Source organism: Acidovorax sp. GW821-FHT09B03, assembly GCF_059418305.1.
Window position 1 is genome coordinate 393782 of record NZ_JBWKPP010000001.1, and the last position, 14454, is coordinate 408235.

Sequence of the window (14454 nt, forward strand, 5' to 3'; positions counted from 1 at the left end):
ATGGCTAAAAAATGGAACTCAGGCGGTTTCCGCCAGGGCGTCGCCCAGCGCGTTCACGAGGCGGTCGATCTCGGCCTTCTCGCTGATGAAGGGCGGTGCCAGCTGGATGGTGTCGCCACCGTAGCGCACGTAGAAGCCCTTCTTCCAGCAGTTCATCGCGATCTCGTAGGGGCGGCGTGCCGGCTCGCCGGGCAGCGCGGCGATGGTGATGCCCGCGGCCAGGCCGTAGTTGCGGATATCGAGCACATGCTTGCTGCCCTGGAGGCTGTGCACGGCCTGCTCGAAGTGCGGGGTCAGCGCGTTCACGCGGCCGATGGCGTCTTCGCTCTGCAGCAGGTCCAGCGCGGCGATGCCGGCGGCGCAGGCCACGGGGTGGGCCGAGTAGGTGTAGCCGTGCGGGAACTCGAGCATGTACTCAGGGCCGCCCGCGGCCATGAAGGTGTCGTAGATGTCCTTGCTGGCCACCACGCCACCCAGGGGCTGCGCGCCGTTGGTGACCTGCTTGGCGAAGTTCAGGATGTCGGGCGTCACGCCGAAGGCCTCGGCACCGGTCCAGGCGCCGGCCCGGCCGAAGGCGGTGATCACCTCGTCGAAGATCAGCAAAATGTTGTTCTGCGTGCAGATCTCGCGCAGGCGCTGCAGGTAGCCCACGGGCGGGATCACCACGCCGGCAGAACCCGAGAAGGGCTCGACGATCACGGCCGCGATGTTCGAGGCATCGTGCAGTGCGATCACGTCCAGCAGGCGGTCGGCCAGTTCCTTGCCCGTGGGCGGCATGCCCTTGTGGAAGGAGCCGGCGGCCGGCTGGGTGTGGGGCAGGTGGTCGGCTTCGACGCCCTGGCCGAAGAGCTTGCGGTTGGCCGCGATGCCGCCCACCGAGATGCCGCCGAAGTTCACGCCGTGGTAGCCCTTTTCGCGACCGATCAGGCGCGTCTTGCTGGCCTGGCCCTTGGCGCGCCAGTAGGCGCGCGCCATCTTCAGCGAGGTGTCGGCCGCTTCCGAGCCCGAACCCGTGAAGAACACGTAGTCCAGGCCGTCCGGGGTGATGGCCTTGATGCGGTTGGCCAGCTCGAACGAGAGCGGGTGGCCGAACTGGAAGGCCGGCGCATAGTCGAGCTTGAGCGCCTGCTTGCCCACGGCCTCGGCGATCTCGCGGCGGCCATGGCCCAGGCCCGTGCACCACAGGCCCGACAGGCCGTCGAAGATCTTGCGGCCATCGGAGTCGGTGTAGTAGGCACCGCTGCCTTCCACAATCATGCGCGGAGCCGCCTTGAACTGACGGTTGGCGGTGTAGGGCATCCAGTGGGCGTCGAGCCAGGCGGCGTCCAGGCGGTCACCGCCAGCGTCGGAAGCGGGTTTTTCGATGTTGACGAAACTCATGGGAATCTCCAGTGCAAGGCAGCCGCGCAGGGCCGGGGAAAAGCAGGTTTCAGCGGATTGTTGTCCCCGGTGTTAATCTCTCAAATAGTGCAATATCAATGTTTACTTGCGCGTTTATGCAAGTAACAACCGGACCGCCATGAACACCAAGAACCGCGCCGTGCTCGGCCAGCTCAGCGACATGGACCTGCGCCTCTTGCAGGTGTTCAAGGCCGTGGCCGAGTGCGGCGGCATGTCGGCCGCGGAGCTGGAACTCAACATCGGCACCAGCACCGTGAGCCGCCACGTCAAGGACCTGGAGACTCGCCTGGGCCTGACGCTGTGCCGGCGCGGCCGGGCCGGCTTCGCCCTCACGCCCGAGGGCCAGCGCGTCTACGACGAGACGCTGCGCCTGCTGGCGTCGGTGGAGGGCTTTCGCAATGCGGTGGACGACATCCATGCGCGCATGGGCGGGCAGCTCGCGGTGGCCGTGTTCGACAAGACCGCCACCAACCCGGCCGCGCGCATCGGCCAAGCCATTGCCGCGTTTGCGCAGCAGGCGCCCGACGTGCACCTGCAGATGCATGTGGGCACCATCAACGCCATCGAGCGCGGGGTCATCGACGGCACCTTCCAGGTCGGCATCATCCCGGCGCACCGCGCCTCGCAAAGCCTGCTGTACACCGACCTGTTCACCGAGACCATGCTGCTGTACTGCGGCGCTGGCCACCCGCTGTTCGGCGTCGACGACACCTCGCTCGACTGGGAAGCGCTGCGCCACCAGCCCTTCGCGGGCCTCGGTTACCACTCGCCCAACATGGAGCTGAGCCACCAGGCACGCCTGTCGCGCACGGCCACGGGCTTCGACCAGGAGTCGATCGCCACGCTGATCCTCTCGGGCCGCTACCTGGGCTTTCTGCCCGACCACTATGCCGAGGTCTACGAGCGCCGTGGCCTGATGCAGGCCGTGCAGCCCGCGCTGCTGCGCTACAGCTGCCAGTTCGTGGGCCTGCTGCGGCGCTCGCCCGAACCCTCGCGCGCGGCCCAGGCCTTTCAGCAGTGCCTGGCACAGGCCCACGGCGTGGGTTGAGCCCCCTCAGTCCGGCTGGGCACCGGATTTCTTGACCAGCTCCGCCCAGCGCGGAATCTCGCGCGCCATGTGGGCGGCCAGCTCCTCGGGCGTGCTGGCCACGATGTCCATGCCCAGCTGGTCGTGCAGCTTGGCCTGCACGTCGGGCAGCCTGAGGGCCTTGGTGATCTCGGCGTTCAGGCGCTGCACCACGGCCCGGGGCGTGCCCTTGGGCGCATAGACCGCCTGCCAGGACGACATCTCGAAGCCCGGCACGCCTGCCTCGGCCATAGTGGGCAGCTCGGGCGCCAGGGTGATGCGCTTGGCCGTGGTCACCGCCAGCAGCTTCACGCGGCCGGCCTTGGCCAGGGGCAGGGCCGCCGTCATCTGGTCGAACATGAAGGCCACCTGGCCGGCCGCCACGTCGGTCAGCGCCGGGGGCGTGCCCTTGTAGGGGATATGCGTGAGCTTCACGCCGATCAGGTCGCCGAACAGCTCGCCCGCCAGGTGGGTGGAGGTGCCCGAACCTGAGGAGGCGAACATGCGCTTGCTCGGGTCTTTCTTGAGCAGCTCGACCAGCTCGGCCACCGAGTTCACGCCCAGCGCGGGGTTGATGATGAGCACATTGGGCAGGGTGGCCACCAGCGCCACGGGCTCGAAGTCGCGCACCGGCTGGTAGGCGAGGTTCTTGTACAGGCTGGCGTTGATGGCGTGGGTGCTGATGGTGCCGCCGAACAGGGTGTAGCCGTCGGGCGCGGCCTTGGCCACATAGGCCGCGCCGATGCCACCGGCCTGGCCCGGCTTGTTCTCCACCACCACGGACTGCTTGAGGGCCTCCTGCAGCTTGCTGGCCAGCACCCGGCCGATGGTGTCGGTCGAGCCCCCAGGCGTGAAGGGCACCACGTAGGTGATGGGCTTGGCGGCCGGCCAGTCCTGCGCGGCAGCCATCGGGGGCAAGGCAGCCAGCGCCAGCACGGTCGCGCAGTGGATGAGGAATCGCATGGTGTTTTGTCTCCGGGTGTCGTTATGGTGGAAGCAATGCGGTGAGGGGTGTCAACGCCCGTGGGCCTGCCGCCAGGCGGCAAACTCGCCGGGCGTGGCCGGGTCGGTGGGCGGGTACAGGCCCAGGATGGAACGGCCCTGCAGCACCTGCGCGGTCACGAAGTCCTCGAAGGCCGTCATCTCCGTGGCCTCGGCGGCGATCTCGTCGGCCAGGTGGGCGGGGATCACCACCACGCCTTCGCCATCGCCCACCAGCACGTCGCTCGGGAACACGGCCACGTCGGCGCAGCCGATGGGCACGTTGATGTCCAGCGCCTGGTGCAGGGTGAGGTTGGTGGGTGCCGAGGGCCGCTGGTGGTAGGCCGGCATGGACAGCGCCGCAATCTCGGGCGTGTCGCGAAAGCCGCCGTCCGTCACCAGGCCGGCCACGCCGCGCTGCATGAGGCGCGTGGCCAGGATGGAGCCGGCCGAGGCGGCGCGCGCGTCCTTGCGGCTGTCGATCACCAGCACAGCGCCCGGCGGGCATTCCTCCACGGCCTTGCGCTGGGGGTGGTCGCGGTCCTGGAACACGCTGATCGGGTTCAGGTCCTCGCGCGCCGGGATGTAGCGCAGCGTGAAAGCCTCGCCCACCATGTTGGCGCGGCCGCCGCGCAGGGGGTGCACGTCCTGCAGGAACTGGTTGCGCAGTCCGCGCTTGAACAGCGCAGTGCACAGGGTGGCAGTGCTGACGTGGGCCAGCAGTTCGCGGGTGGAGGGGTTCAGTGGCATGTCGGCGGCAGGTTGGTGGTCAGAAGATGTCGGGCTCGGGCACGGGCGCGCCGAAGCCGGTTTCGAGGAAGTCGAAGTCGCAGCCCTGGTCGGCCTGCAGGATGTGGCGGCTGAACATCCAGCCGTAGCCGCGCTGAAAGCGCGCGGGCGGCGGCGTCCACGCGGCACGGCGGCGCGCCAGCTCGGCGTCGTCCACCTCCATGTGGATGCGGCGCGCGGGCACGTCCACGGTGATCAGGTCGCCGGTGCGCACCAGCGCCAGGGGCCCGCCGATGTAGGCCTCGGGCGCGGCGTGCAGGATGCAGGCGCCGTAGCTGGTGCCGCTCATGCGCGCGTCGGACAGGCGCAGCATGTCGCGCACGCCCTGCTTCACGAGCTTGGCCGGTATGGGCAGCATGCCCCACTCGGGCATACCCGGCCCGCCCTGGGGGCCGGCGTTGCGCAGCACCAGGATGTGGCCGGGCGTCACGTCCAGGTCCGGATCGTCCACGGCGGCCTTCATGCTCGGGTAGTCGTCGAACACCAGCGCCGGGCCGGTGTGCTGCTGCAGGTGGGGCGCGCAGGCGCTGGGCTTGATCACCGCGCCATCGGGCGCCAGGTTGCCGCGCAGCACGGCCAGCGCGCCCTCGGCGTAGATGGGGTTGGACAGCGGACGGATCACGTCGTCGTTGAACACGGCCGCGCCCTCGATGTTCTCGCCCAGCGTGCGGCCGGTGACGGTCTGCGCGCCCAGGTGCAGCAGCCCGGGCATGCGCGACATCAGGCCCGGCAGGCCGCCGGCGTAGTAGAAGTCCTCCATCAGGTAGGTGTCGCCGCTGGGCCGCACATTGGCCAGCACCGGCACCACGCGGCTGGCGGCGTCGAAGTCGTCCAGCGTCACGGCGCAGTGCGCACCCGCACGGCGCGACATGGCCACCAGGTGCACGATGGCGTTGGTCGAGCAGCCCACCGCCATGGCGATGCGGATGCCGTTGAGGAAGGACTCGCGGCTGAGCAGCCGTGCGGGCGTGAGGTCGTTCCAGACCATGTCGACGATGCGCCGGCCGCTCTCGGCGCTCATGCGCACATGGTTGGCGTCGGGTGCGGGGATGGACGAGGCGCCGGGCAGGCTCATGCCGATGGCCTCGGCAATCGCCGTCATGGTGCTGGCCGTGCCCATGGTCATGCAGGTGCCGTGGCTGCGCGCGATGCCGGCCTCCACGCCCTGCCACTGCTCCTGGCTCAGGTTGCCGGCGCGCCGCTCGTCCCAGAGCTTCCAGGCATCCGAGCCCGAGCCCAGCACCTGGCCGTTGTAGTTGCCGCGCAGCATGGGGCCGGCGGGCACGAAGATGGCCGGCAGGCCCGCGCTCATGGCGCCCATCAGCAGGCCGGGCCCGGTCTTGTCGCAGCCGCCCATGAGCACTGCGCCGTCGACCGGGTGGCTGCGCAGCAACTCCTCGGTCTCCATGGCCAGCATGTTGCGGTAGAGCATGGTGGTGGGCTTGACGAAGGCCTCGGCCAGCGAGATGGCCGGCAACTCGATGGGAAAGCCCCCCGCCTGCAGCACGCCGCGCTTGACATCCTCCACCCGCTGGCGAAAGTGGCCATGGCAGGGGTTGATGTCCGACCAGGTGTTGACGATGGCGATGATGGGCTTGCCCACCCAGTCCTCGGGCGCATAGCCCATCTGCAGGATGCGCGAGCGGTGGCCGAAGGAGCGCAGGTCGTCGGGTGCGAACCAGCGCGCACTGCGCAGGGAATCAGGGGTGCGTCGTGTCATGTGGCGCATTAAAGCACTAGTATATTAGTGCGTCAACACAACACGGTGCGACAATCCGGGCGCCATGAACCCGACCCTATGAACGTGAGAGAAAAAGTCCGCCTCGACCGCTCGCGCCATGCGGCGCCCCAGGTCTTCGACCGGCTGCGCGAGGCCATCGTCTCGCTCGACCTGGCGCCCGGCACCGTGCTGGCGCGGGCCGAGCTGGCCGAGCAGTTCGGCATCAGCCAGACGCCCGTGCGCGACGCCCTGCTGCGCCTGGGCGAAGAGGGGCTGGTGGACATCTTTCCGCAGCACGCCACGGTGGTCAGCCGCATCGACATCGAGGCCGCGCGCCAGGCGCACTACCTGCGCCGCTCCCTCGAACTGGAGGTGGTGCGCACCCTGGCCCTGGCACCCGACGACACCGTGCTGGCCCGCCTGCGTGCCCAGATGGCGGCCATGGCCGCCGTGGTGGGCCCGGCCCACTACCGCGAGTTCGTCGAGGCCGACCAGGGCTTTCACCAGCGCATGTACGAGGCCGCCGGCGTGGCCGGCCTGTGGGACCTGGTGCGCCGCCGCTCCGGCCATGTGGACCGCCTGCGCCGCCTGCACCTGCCCACCGCCGGCAAGACCGAGGCCGTGCTGGCCGACCACCGGCGCATTGTGGACGCCATCGCGGCCGGCGACGCCCCGGCCGCGCAGGACGCGCTGCGCCAGCACCTGTCGGGCACGCTGAGCCAGGTCGACGAGATCTGCGCGCGCCACCCGGACTACGTGCAGGTCTGAATCCTCACCCTGCGTTGACCTCCGGGAGCGCCGCCACCTGCTGGCGGCGGAACTCGGCCGGGGTGCAGCCCGCCTCCCGCCGGAAGAACTTGCTGAAATGGGTCGCCTCGTCGAAGCCCAGGCGCTCGGCAATGCGTGCCACGGGCACGCCGGTGTGCAGCAGCAGGCGCTTGGCCTCCAGACAGAGGCGCGTGGCAATGAAGGCCTTGGCGCTCATGCCGACCGCGGCGCTGGTGGCACGCACCAGGCTCTTTTGCGTGCAGCTCAGCGGGCCGGCGTAATCCGCCACCTGGTGCCACTGGGCAAATCGCTGCTCCAGCAGTTGCCGAAATCGCTCGAAGCGCTGCAGCGCGCTGTGGTTCGCGGGCTCCCGCTGGCCGCGCTGGCCGTGGGCAATGGCCAGCCGCGCGAGCAGGGCATAGAGCTGGTAGCGCAGCAGCGCGTGCAGGTCCTGCGCCGGCGCAGTGGCCGCCGCGTCCGTGCGCATCAGCACCATCGCATCCGCCACCGTGCGGGCCTCGCCGTCGCCCAGCGCCAGGTGCACGGGAAACCGCTCCAGCCCGACCACCAGGCGCAGATCGCTGGCTGCCGCAGCGCCGGCCGCCAGCAGGAACTCCGGGCGCAGCAGCATGACCCAGCCTTCCCAGTCCTGCCCCGTCCCGAAGTGGTGGGCCTGGCCGGGCCGGATGGCCAGCAGCGACCCGGGCGCGCAGGGCACGGGCTCGAAGTCGATCACCTGCGTGCAGCTTCCGCGGGTGACCAGCACCAGCATGTGGAAGGCGTAGCGGTGGGTGCGCAGGACCTCGCCCTCCGGCCCGCGCTGGCGCAGGTCGGACATCGGGAAGACCTCCAGGTCCAGCCCGTAGGTCCCGGGCGGCCGGTAGTCGAAGCGTTCGATATCGGTGTTGGCGTCGGTGCCGGTGCGGCCGGTCTTCTGCGGGGCCATCGCTTTCCTTGGCAGGGGTAGTTGGCCCATTTTGTCCGATAAGTGTCTTTCTCTGGCTGCTGGCTGCCGTGCTTTGCTGCACCCCAAGTCCAATAATTGCCTGATCTTCAACACTTCCAGAGAGCCCCATGACCGCCATCGACATCGCCAGGAACTACATCCGTGCCGCCCAGACCGGCGACCAGGCCCTGCTGGCCGCCACCGTGTCGCCGTCCGTGGTCTGGCACCAGCCCGGCGCCAACCGCTTCTCGGGCACGCACCGGGGCCTGGCCGCCGTGGGGGCGATGATCGGGGGCATGATGGAGGTGTCCCAGGGCAGCTTTGCCATCACCGAGGCCAGCCACTACATGGAGAACGGCGACTGGGTCGCCGTCAGCATCCGCTTTGGCGGCGAGCGCGAGGGTGCCCGCCTGGACCAGGCGGGCGTGGACCTGCTGCGCATCGCGGACGGCCAGGTCGCCGAGGTGTTTCTCTTCTCCAGCGACCCGGCACAGGAAGACCGCTTCTGGGGCCAGTGACCCTGCCGGCAGGATGGGCGGTCTCGCCCAAAACCCGGCAGCGCCGGATAATCCAGCCATCCCCCTCCACCGCGAGCACTCCACCATGGCCTCCATTTCCTCGATCGGCGCCTCTGGCATGCAGGCAGCCCAGCTGCGCCTGGATGCCTCGGCCAACAACGTGGCCAACATGAACACGCCGCGCTACAAGAGCGAGGTGGTGGAGCAGCAGGCCGCACCGGGTGGAGCCGGCGTGACCGGCACCGTGCGCCGCAGCCAGGAAGAGGGCGTGGCACTGGAGAAGGAGGCCGTGGAGCAGATGTCGGCCACCTACGCCTTCAAGGCCAGCCTGCAGGTGGTGAAGACCCAGGACCAGATGATGGGCTCTTTGCTCGACGTCAAAGCCTGAGCACCCCAGCGGTGTGCCATGAAAAAGGCGGCCCCAGGGGCCGCCTTTGTTTTTAGCGCCCTGCGCGCTCTAGCGCAGCTCGCCGTACTGGGTGCTGCTCAGGTCCGGGCCGCGCTCTTCGGCGCCGGGCATTTCCGTGTCCTCGAAGCCCGTTGCATTGGCCGGTCGGGGGCGGATGGGGCCCGAGCGCACCGGGGCACCGCCCGGGCGTGCCGGGGTGACGGGTACGGGGTTGGTGCCTGCGGCATCGGCCAGGGCGCGCTTGAAGGCCGCCACTTCGTCGGCCTCGATGGGCTCGAAACGCGGCACCGGGCGGGTGGCTTCGTAGTCCACCGGCGTGGGCGAGCGCGGCGCAGCCGTTCCCGTCAGCGGAGCCGGGGCGGTGGCCACGGGCGCGGCGGCGCGCAGCGGTGCCGGGCGCGAGATCGGGGCGGACGGCGTGGCCGTGAGCGGGGCCGGGGCCGACACCGGAGGCAACGGGCGCCGCACGGCGGCGGCAGCGGCCGGGGCCTGCGTGCCCACGGGCAGGGCGGCACCCAGCGGGGCAATGCCCTTTTGCGGAATGCCCACCGCCACATGGTCATTGATGCGCCAGTAGACGGCGGTCACCAGGATGTCGTAGCGCGTCTTGGCGGTCTGGGCGATCAGCGCCTCGATCTCCGACAGGCGCACCGTCTCGCCGCCGTACTCGCGCGCCAGATCCATCATCACCAGGAACTGGCGGCCGCGCTGGTCCAGCGACAGCACCTTGAACTTGTAGCTGGCCGAGAGCACGCCAGCGCGCACCATGGCGTCGCGCACCACGGTGTACAGCAGCTCGCGGCGCTCCATGCGCTCGTTCTTGCGGTTGGCGGCGTGCTCGGGCGGCAGCGCGTCGACCAGGGGTTTGCCCTGGCGGCCGGCAGCCAGGGGCACCGTGGCATCGGCGTTGAGCAGGCCCGAAGGCTCCGATGCCGCATTGGGCCGGGGCTTGGGCGGTACCGGTTTGCGGCTGAACCAGCTGAACAGTGACATGGCTTGCTTTCCTCGGAGTACACCTGCAGTGGGTTGTCCGATTCGAGTGTACCGCGAGCCCTGCACCCCCAACGATGCCGCCGGTACCGAAAGCGGTGCCGGCCGACAGCGGTGTCAGGTCGCCGCAACGCGCCGGCGGCGATTGCCCAGGCGCTTGGCCAGCACCGAGCCAGCCGCCATGGCCAGGCCCAGGGCAATGGCGGGCTGCCGGTTGGTCAACTCGGTGAAACGGATGGCCGTCAGGCTCCACAGCTTGCAAGGCCCGGTGGCCTGCACCGTGGCGCTGCGCGACCGGTGCGAAAAGAACGCCCCTTCGCCGAGCACGGAGCCCGGGCCCACGATGGCCAGGCGCAAGCGCTCCTTCTCGTCCTGGAAGTGCACGCTCAGGCTGCCGCTTTCCACGAAGTACAGGGTGCGGTCGCTGGTACCCTGGGTGAACAGCACATGCCCCGTGGGCAGGATGCAGGGCAGCAGGTAGGAAGCGACGGTGTCCCACTGCGCAGGGGTCAGCGGGTTGGTCATGCTGTCGTCGGCGCTGGCCTGGGCGATGGCATCGATCAGGCCCTGCAGATCGGCTTTGGTGGCAGCGGGGGATAGAACGTTCATGGTTGTTCTTAAAGTAACCCTGTTACAGGTTGCGCACAAGCGCTGTTTACGTCCGTTTACAACAAAAGCGCCCAGCCAGGTGGCTCCCGCGGGCTACTTGCCGATGCAAAAGCTCGAAAAAATCACGCCCAGCAGGTCATCGGACGTGAACTCCCCCGTAATGGCCCCCAGCGCGTTCTGCGCCAGGCGCAATTCTTCGGCCAGGATGTCAAGGGCCGGGGCCCGCGCCTGTAACTGCATGTGCGCTTCATCGAGGTGCGCGGCCACTGCCTGCAGCGCCTGCACATGGCGGGCGCGGGCGATGTACACGCCCTCGGGCGCCGACTGCCAGCCGGCAACCTCCAGCAGCGTGCGGCGCAGGTCTTCCAGGCCCGTTCCCATGCGCGCCGACAGCTGCACCGAGCGGCCCGGGCCCTGCAGCCGGGCGGCCGCGGCCTGGTCCACGCAGTCGATCTTGTTCCAGACATCGATCACCGGCACCGACGCCGGCAGGCGCTGCGCCATGTCGGCAGCGATGGCCGCATCGCTCTCGGCATAGGCAGCCGTGTGCGCACGCGACAGGTCGTGCAAGAACAGCACCGCATCGGCCCCGGCGATCTCGTCCCAGGCGCGGGCAATGCCGATGCGCTCCACCTCGTCCTCGCTGTCGCGCAGGCCGGCGGTGTCGATCACGTGCAGCGGCACGCCCTCGATCTGGATGGTCTGCTGCACCTTGTCGCGCGTGGTGCCGGCAATCGGGGTCACGATGGCCAGCTCCGCCCCCGCCAGCGCGTTGAGCAGCGAGCTCTTGCCCGCGTTGGGCTGGCCGGCGATCACTACCTTGATGCCCTCGCGCAGCAGCGCGCCCTGCTGCGCGCGCTGGCGCACGCGCGCCAGGGTCTGCTGCAGCCGGTCGAGCTGGCCCTGGGCATCGGCCTGCTTCAAGAAGTCGATGTCCTCCTCGGGGAAGTCCAGCGTCGCCTCCACCAGCATGCGCAGGTGGATCAGCGCGTCGCGCAGCGCATGGATCTCGCTGGAGAAGGCGCCCGTGAGCGAGCGGCTCGCGCTGCGCGCCGCCGCCGAGGTGGAGGCGTCGATCAGGTCGGCGATCGCCTCGGCCTGCGCCAGGTCGATCTTGTCGTTGAGGAAGGCGCGCTCGGTGAACTCCCCGGGCTCGGCCACGCGCAGCCCGGCCAGCACGGCGGGGCCGCCCTCGGCCTGCGCAGCAGCTGCCGCCGCCTCCAGGCAGCGCGCCACCAAGAGCTGCAGCACCACCGGTCCGCCATGGGCCTGCAGCTCGAGCACGTCCTCGCCCGTATAGGAATGCGGCGCCGGAAAGTACAGCGCCAGCCCCTGGTCGATGGCCTGGCCGTCGGCATCGCGAAACGGCAGGTAGTGCGCCTCGCGCGGGCGCAGGTCGCGCCCGCACAGGGCCTGCACCAGCGGCGCGATGCCCTTGCCGGATACGCGCACGATGCCCACGGCGCCGCGCCCCGGGGCAGTGGCAATGGCAACGATGGGGTCGGCGTGGCGGGCGAGCATAGGGGGTGACTTTACAGGGCAGGGCGTTCAATGAAAAAAGGCCGCTTGCGCGGCCTTTCGGGGAATTCAGCGATCAGGCAATGATCACTTGAACTTGGGCAGGTTGAACTGCGGGGGCACGCCCATGCGGGTGTTGATGAGCCACTGCTGCGCGATCGACAGGATGTTGTTTGTCAGCCAGTACAGCACCAGGCCGGCCGGGAAGAAGAAGAACATCACGCTGAAGATCAGCGGCATGAACCACATCATCTTGGCCTGCAGCGGGTCTGGTGGCGCGGGGTTCAGCGCCGTCTGCAGCAGCGAGCTGACCGTCATCAGGAGCGGCAGGATGAAGAACGGGTCCGGTGCCGAGAGGTCGTGGATCCACAGGACCCAGGGCGCGTTGCGCATTTCCACGCTGGACAGCAGCACCCAGTACAGGGCGATGAACACCGGGATCTGGATCATGATGGGGAAGCAGCCACCCATGGGGTTGACCTTTTCCTCGCGGTAGATGCGCATCATCTCCTGCTGCATCTGCTGCGGCTTGTCCTTCAGGCGCTCGCGCATCTCCATGATCTTGGGGTTGATGGCCTTCATCTTGGCCATGCTCGCGTAGGCCTTGGCATTGAGCCAGTAGAAGGCGATCTTGAGCAGCAGCACCAGCGCCACGATGGCCCAGCCCCAGTTGCCCAGGATCTTGTGCAGCTGGTCCAGCAGCCAGTACAGCGGCTTGGACAGGATGGTCAGCCAGCCATAGTCCTTGACCAGCTCCAGGCCGGGGCTCAGGGCTTCCAGCGTCTTCTCGACCTGGGGGCCGGCGAACAGGCGCGCGTCCACGGTCTTGCTGGCGCCGGGGGCAATGGCGCCCAACTGGGTGATCATGCCCACCGAGTACAGGTTGGTGTCCACCTTGCGCATGAACAGGTTGCGCGGGATGTCGTTGCCCAGCAGCCAGGCCGTGGCGAAGTAGTGCTGCACCATGGCCACGTAGCCATTGGTGGAATCCTTCTGGATGTCGACCTTGCCGGCCTCGATGTCCTTGAACTCGACCTTCTGGTACTTCTTGGCCTCGGTGTAGACCGCAGGGCCGGTGAAGGTGGAGTAGAACGACGACTCGCCTGGTGGCTTGTTGCCGTCGCGCACCAGCTGCAGGTACAGCTCGGGCGACACGGGGGCCGTGCCGGTGTTCACCACTTCGTGCTTCACGGCGATGTCGTAGGCGCCGCGCTTGACGGTCCAGGTCTTCACCAGCTTCACGCCGCCCTGCTCGGGCGATTCGAAGCGGATGGACAGCTCGTCCTGCCCGTCCTTGAGCTCGCGCGGGCCGGCCACGGCCGTCATCAGCGTCTTGTGCGTGGGGAAGGCGCCGCCGATCAGGCCGGTCTGCGCCACGTACACGCGGTTCGCGCTCTCGTCCAGCAGCAGGAAGTTCTTGCCGCTCTTGTCGCCGATGTCGGCATGCTTGAGCAGTTCGGCATGCGTCAGCGAGCCGCCTTCGCTGTCGAAGGTGAGGCGGTAGACGTCGGTCGTCACCTGTACGCGCTCACGCGTGGCAGGCGCTGCCGTGGGAGCCGGCTGGCCAGGCACGGCCGCTGCGCCCTGGGCCGATGCGGTGGCAGGCGCCGACGCATTGGTGCTGGAAGGCACGCTCGCAGCGCCGGCCGACGCCGAGGCGGTGCCCGCAGGCGCAGGCGCTGCCACGGGGGCTGCGGTGGGGAAAAAGGTGGCCTTGTTGCCGTTGTGCAACTGCCACTTGTCCCACAGCAGAACCATGGAAAAGCCAAAAATCACCCACAGTATGGTGCGGCGAATGTCGTTCATGAAGACTTCTTTGGTGAGGATGTTGGAGTGGTGGACGACGCAGTGAAGCGCGAAAAAAGCCGCATGCTGCGCGGCAGCTCCTGCGGGACCGGGTCATGGCCCCCGTCACACCAGGGGTGGCAGCGTACCAGCCTGCGCACCGTGAGATAACTGCCAGCCGCCGCGCCATGCTGCTCCAGCGCCTGCAGCGAATAGACGGAGCAGGTCGGCTCGAAGCGGCAGGCCGAGCCCAGCCAGGGGCTCAGGAACAGGCGGTAGCCCTTGACCACCCCGATGAGCAGCGCACGCATCATGGCGCAACCGCCGACACCCGCGGCGCGCTGGGGCTTTTGTCGGTTCTGCTACCGCCCTGGCCCTTGCCGCCGCCTTTGCCCGCTTCGCCACCGGCGCCCGGGGCCTGGCCCGAGCGCTTGGCCGCGTAGCCGAACAGCTGCAGCAGCTCGGCCCGCACCGCCGCCTTGAGCTGGTCGGACGTGGCGCTGATGAACTGCTTGCGGTCGAAGGTGCTGCGCAGGCGCACCACGTGGGCGGCCTGGGGCAGGCGCGCCTCGAACGTGGCGCCCACCGTGTAGATCTGCCGCTTGATGGTGTTGCGCGTGACCGCACGGCGCGCCCAGCGCTTGGGCACCATGGCGCCCAGCCAGACGTCGTCGGAAACACCGAACAGGGCCTGCGGCGAGGTGCCGGGCCCTGGGGAGGATACCGTTGCAGCGGGCTGCGCGGCGGTTGCCGTGGCGGGTTCGCCGGGCGCAACGACAACGGCACCGCCAGTCGTGGCAGTGCCGTCGGCGCCCAGCACCAGGCGGTGCAGCGCAAAATGGGCGGTACGGGAAACGGTGCCCCCCGCCATGGCGGCCTGGAACTGCGGACGGGTTTTCAGCCGTTGCATGCAAGCGCCCCCGTTTGGTACCTGACGGTGCAAACCGGGGTGCA

15 protein-coding genes are annotated in these 14454 nt (G+C 69.0%); 4 read left to right on the forward strand and 11 right to left on the reverse strand.

Annotated elements, in window-relative coordinates; genetic code table 11:
• Positions 1-18 precede the first annotated feature (18 nt).
• Complete coding sequence (gene aptA, locus AC07PA_RS01775; RefSeq protein WP_007854765.1) at positions 19-1380, reverse strand: omega-aminotransferase AptA; 1362 nt, start codon at positions 1378-1380, stop codon at positions 19-21.
• Between the two features lie 139 nt (positions 1381-1519).
• Between aptA and AC07PA_RS01780 the strand changes: the two genes are divergently transcribed.
• A complete protein-coding gene (locus AC07PA_RS01780; protein WP_007854766.1) occupies positions 1520-2449 on the forward strand; it encodes a LysR family transcriptional regulator in 930 nt (309 codons plus the stop codon).
• Between the two features lie 6 nt (positions 2450-2455).
• Here AC07PA_RS01780 and AC07PA_RS01785 read toward each other — a convergent pair whose 3' ends face one another.
• The 3 genes from AC07PA_RS01785 to araD are packed head-to-tail and all read right to left on the reverse strand — an operon-like array spanning position 2456 to position 5957.
• Complete coding sequence (locus tag AC07PA_RS01785) at positions 2456-3430, reverse strand: Bug family tripartite tricarboxylate transporter substrate binding protein (protein ID WP_494603643.1); 975 nt, start codon at positions 3428-3430, stop codon at positions 2456-2458.
• A 51-nt stretch (positions 3431-3481) separates the two neighbouring features.
• Positions 3482-4192: a ribonuclease activity regulator RraA gene (locus AC07PA_RS01790; RefSeq protein WP_494604126.1), complete on the reverse strand. Its 711-nt coding sequence runs from the start codon at positions 4190-4192 to the stop codon at positions 3482-3484.
• A gap of 25 nt (positions 4193-4217) precedes the next feature.
• On the reverse strand, positions 4218-5957 hold the full coding sequence (gene araD, locus AC07PA_RS01795) for an L-arabinonate dehydratase (RefSeq protein WP_494603641.1): 1740 nt from the start codon (positions 5955-5957) through the stop codon (positions 4218-4220).
• A 78-nt stretch (positions 5958-6035) separates the two neighbouring features.
• Here araD and AC07PA_RS01800 point away from each other — a divergent pair, with 78 nt between their 5' ends.
• Positions 6036-6725: a GntR family transcriptional regulator gene (locus AC07PA_RS01800; protein WP_494603639.1), complete on the forward strand. Its 690-nt coding sequence runs from the start codon at positions 6036-6038 to the stop codon at positions 6723-6725.
• A 4-nt stretch (positions 6726-6729) separates the two neighbouring features.
• Here the strand turns inward: AC07PA_RS01800 and AC07PA_RS01805 are convergent, their stop codons facing one another.
• Entirely contained in the window at positions 6730-7671 is a 942-nt protein-coding gene (locus tag AC07PA_RS01805; protein WP_494603637.1) for an AraC family transcriptional regulator, read from the reverse strand.
• Positions 7672-7799: 128 nt separating this feature from the next.
• On the opposite strand from AC07PA_RS01805, the gene AC07PA_RS01810 reads away from it, so the two are divergent.
• Positions 7800-8189, forward strand: a complete 390-nt coding sequence (locus AC07PA_RS01810; RefSeq protein WP_494603635.1) for a nuclear transport factor 2 family protein — start codon at positions 7800-7802, stop codon at positions 8187-8189.
• A gap of 85 nt (positions 8190-8274) precedes the next feature.
• The gene (locus AC07PA_RS01815) at positions 8275-8577 is read left to right on the forward strand and encodes a flagellar basal body protein (RefSeq protein WP_007854776.1); all 303 of its coding nucleotides are present in this window, start codon (positions 8275-8277) and stop codon (positions 8575-8577) included.
• A 69-nt stretch (positions 8578-8646) separates the two neighbouring features.
• Here the strand turns inward: AC07PA_RS01815 and AC07PA_RS01820 are convergent, their stop codons facing one another.
• The 6 genes from AC07PA_RS01820 to AC07PA_RS01845 form a co-directional block, all read right to left on the reverse strand.
• Complete coding sequence (locus AC07PA_RS01820; protein WP_007854778.1) at positions 8647-9591, reverse strand: hypothetical protein; 945 nt, start codon at positions 9589-9591, stop codon at positions 8647-8649.
• A 114-nt stretch (positions 9592-9705) separates the two neighbouring features.
• Positions 9706-10197 carry a Crp/Fnr family transcriptional regulator gene (locus AC07PA_RS01825; RefSeq protein WP_007854779.1) on the reverse strand — a complete coding sequence of 164 codons (492 nt, stop codon included), beginning with the start codon at positions 10195-10197 and terminating at the stop codon, positions 9706-9708.
• Positions 10198-10290: 93 nt separating this feature from the next.
• Positions 10291-11718: a tRNA uridine-5-carboxymethylaminomethyl(34) synthesis GTPase MnmE gene (mnmE, locus tag AC07PA_RS01830; RefSeq protein WP_494603633.1), complete on the reverse strand. Its 1428-nt coding sequence runs from the start codon at positions 11716-11718 to the stop codon at positions 10291-10293.
• Between the two features lie 84 nt (positions 11719-11802).
• The gene (gene yidC / locus AC07PA_RS01835; RefSeq protein WP_494603631.1) at positions 11803-13521 is read right to left on the reverse strand and encodes a membrane protein insertase YidC; all 1719 of its coding nucleotides are present in this window, start codon (positions 13519-13521) and stop codon (positions 11803-11805) included.
• A complete protein-coding gene (gene yidD, locus AC07PA_RS01840) occupies positions 13518-13814 on the reverse strand; it encodes a membrane protein insertion efficiency factor YidD (RefSeq protein WP_007854782.1) in 297 nt (98 codons plus the stop codon). Before yidD ends, yidC begins: the two co-directional genes overlap by 4 nt.
• Positions 13811-14410 carry a ribonuclease P protein component gene (locus tag AC07PA_RS01845; RefSeq protein WP_494603629.1) on the reverse strand — a complete coding sequence of 200 codons (600 nt, stop codon included), beginning with the start codon at positions 14408-14410 and terminating at the stop codon, positions 13811-13813. The genes yidD and AC07PA_RS01845 overlap by 4 nt, the downstream gene beginning before the upstream one ends.
• Positions 14411-14454 lie beyond the last annotated feature (44 nt).

Bases quoted from the DNA above. Each gene is read 5' to 3' on its own strand.
- aptA (WP_007854765.1), bottom strand. From the start codon at position 1,380: ATGAGTTTCGTCAACATCGAAAAACCCGCTTCCGACGCTGGCGGTGAC.
- AC07PA_RS01780 (WP_007854766.1), top strand. From the start codon at position 1,520: ATGAACACCAAGAACCGCGCCGTGCTCGGCCAGCTCAGCGACATGGAC.
- AC07PA_RS01785 (WP_494603643.1), bottom strand. From the start codon at position 3,430: ATGCGATTCCTCATCCACTGCGCGACCGTGCTGGCGCTGGCTGCCTTG.
- araD (WP_494603641.1), bottom strand. From the start codon at position 5,957: ATGACACGACGCACCCCTGATTCCCTGCGCAGTGCGCGCTGGTTCGCA.
- AC07PA_RS01800 (WP_494603639.1), top strand. From the start codon at position 6,036: ATGAACGTGAGAGAAAAAGTCCGCCTCGACCGCTCGCGCCATGCGGCG.
- AC07PA_RS01805 (WP_494603637.1), bottom strand. From the start codon at position 7,671: ATGGCCCCGCAGAAGACCGGCCGCACCGGCACCGACGCCAACACCGAT.
- AC07PA_RS01810 (WP_494603635.1), top strand. From the start codon at position 7,800: ATGACCGCCATCGACATCGCCAGGAACTACATCCGTGCCGCCCAGACC.
- AC07PA_RS01815 (WP_007854776.1), top strand. From the start codon at position 8,275: ATGGCCTCCATTTCCTCGATCGGCGCCTCTGGCATGCAGGCAGCCCAG.
- AC07PA_RS01820 (WP_007854778.1), bottom strand. From the start codon at position 9,591: ATGTCACTGTTCAGCTGGTTCAGCCGCAAACCGGTACCGCCCAAGCCC.
- AC07PA_RS01825 (WP_007854779.1), bottom strand. From the start codon at position 10,197: ATGAACGTTCTATCCCCCGCTGCCACCAAAGCCGATCTGCAGGGCCTG.
- mnmE (WP_494603633.1), bottom strand. From the start codon at position 11,718: ATGCTCGCCCGCCACGCCGACCCCATCGTTGCCATTGCCACTGCCCCG.
- yidC (WP_494603631.1), bottom strand. From the start codon at position 13,521: ATGAACGACATTCGCCGCACCATACTGTGGGTGATTTTTGGCTTTTCC.
- yidD (WP_007854782.1), bottom strand. From the start codon at position 13,814: ATGATGCGTGCGCTGCTCATCGGGGTGGTCAAGGGCTACCGCCTGTTC.
- AC07PA_RS01845 (WP_494603629.1), bottom strand. From the start codon at position 14,410: ATGCAACGGCTGAAAACCCGTCCGCAGTTCCAGGCCGCCATGGCGGGG.